The sequence below is a fragment of the Mycetohabitans sp. B8 genome (genome assembly GCF_021991875.1).
Classification (GTDB): Bacteria; Pseudomonadota; Gammaproteobacteria; order Burkholderiales; family Burkholderiaceae; genus Mycetohabitans.
The window spans coordinates 1-1,407 of sequence record NZ_JAHLKR010000027.1 but is presented as its reverse complement, the minus strand read 5'-3'; the positions used below and the strand labels follow the sequence as shown (position 1 = coordinate 1,407).

At 60.0% G+C, this 1,407-nt stretch carries 1 protein-coding gene; it reads left to right on the top strand.

Going from position 1 to position 1,407, the window contains the following annotated elements; all coding sequences use genetic code 11:
• On the top strand, positions 1 to 1,407 hold a 1,407-nt coding region (locus KQH60_RS14485), incomplete at both ends, for an amino acid adenylation domain-containing protein (protein ID WP_237577113.1).

The window sequence follows — 1,407 nt, the reverse complement described above, 5'->3', positions numbered from 1 at the left end:
AGGTGGTGGAGTCGCTGGATCCCGATCGCGTGTGTGGTTATATGCAGCAGGCGCTGCACAGCTTGGCCGACGCGCTCGAGGCGGCACCCGAGCGGCCGATGCGGCAGTTGGAGGTGTTGCCCAACGCGGAACGGACTTTACTGCTGCAGACGTGGAACGCGACGCAACAGAATTATCCGGCGCACCAATGCATCCACCAGCTGTTCGAAGCACAGGCTGAGCGCACGCCTGAGGCCACCGCGCTCGTGTACGAAGACCAAACGCTCAGCTACGCGCAATTCAATGCACGGGCCAATCGCCTCGCGCACCGGCTGATCGAGTTGGGCGTGCAACCCGATGCGCGCGTGGCAATCTGTGTCGAGCGTTCTCCGGCGATGGTGGTCGGGCTGCTGGCGATTCTGAAGGCGGGGGGCGCCTATGTGCCGCTCGATCCGGCGTATCCAGGCGAGCGCTTAGCGCATATTCTGGTCGATGCCGCGCCCGATATCGTGCTGGCCGATGCGGTGGGCCGGGCCGCACTCGGTGACGCGGCGCTCGTCGAGCGCACGGTGCTCGATCCTAATGCGCTACCCAATCGGGCGCACACAAACCCGTCGGTGCCGGGCTTGACGGCCCGCCATCTCGCGTATGTGATCTACACGTCCGGCTCCACCGGCACGCCGAAGGGCGTGATGGTCGAGCATGCACAGGTTGCCCGTCTATTTGGCGCGACACAAGCTTGGTATCACTTTGATCAGCATGATATCTGGTGCCTGTTTCACTCCTTTGCTTTTGATTTCTCTGTTTGGGAGCTCTGGGGGGCATTGCGTCATGGTGGCAAGCTCATCATCGTTCCCCAGCAAATTGCTCGTTCACCGCAAGACTTCCACCGGCTGGTCTGTGAACAGGGCGTCACCGTATTAAATCAGACCCCGAGTGCGTTCAAAACATTTATCGCCAGCCAGGCACAAAACGCATTACGGGATCAATTACGCTATGTGATTTTTGGTGGAGAAGCGCTAGAACCTTCCATCTTGCAAACGTGGTATGCGACACGCGCAGAGCAGCGTCCACAATTGGTGAACATGTATGGGATTACGGAAACGACTGTGCATGTGACCTACCGGCCGCTTCGATCCCAGGACAGCAATCAGGTCGGCAGTCCTATGGGCGTGCGAATTCCAGATCTGAAGGTTTATTTGCTCGATACGTACGGTCAACCGGTGCCATTAGGCGCGGTCGGTGAACTGTACATCGGTGGTGCGGGCGTCGCGCGCGGTTATCTGAACCGGCCTGAGCTCACGGCCGAGCGCTTCGTGCGCGATCCGTTCTCGAACGAAGCCGACGCTCGGATGTACAAGACGGGCGATCTCGCGCGTTATCGGCCCAATGGCGATCTCGAGTACCTCGGCCGCAATGACCATCAGG